The organism is Hydrogenovibrio sp. 3SP14C1 (assembly GCF_029625905.1).
Classification (GTDB): Bacteria; Pseudomonadota; Gammaproteobacteria; order Thiomicrospirales; family Thiomicrospiraceae; genus Hydrogenovibrio.
On record NZ_JARTLM010000164.1, the window covers coordinates 1 to 263 of the forward strand.

Consider the following 263-nt stretch of genomic DNA (forward strand, 5'->3'; position numbering starts at 1 on the left):
GCTTTTTTGCACAACATGGGGGATCATGTAACTCGCCTTGATCGTTGGGAACCGGAGCTGAATGAAGCCATACCAAACGACGAGCGTGACACCACGATGCCTGTAGCAATGGCAACAACGTTGCGCAAACTATTAACTGGCGAACTACTTACTCTAGCTTCCCGGCAACAATTAATAGACTGGATGGAGGCGGATAAAGTTGCAGGACCACTTCTGCGCTCGGCCCTTCCGGCTGGCTGGTTTATTGCTGATAAATCTGGAGC

1 protein-coding gene is annotated in these 263 nt (G+C 50.6%); it reads left to right on the forward strand.

Annotated elements, in window-relative coordinates; all coding sequences use genetic code 11:
• Positions 1 to 263: serine hydrolase (locus P8629_RS12080; protein WP_278166356.1), on the forward strand; the 263-nt coding region annotated here is incomplete at both ends.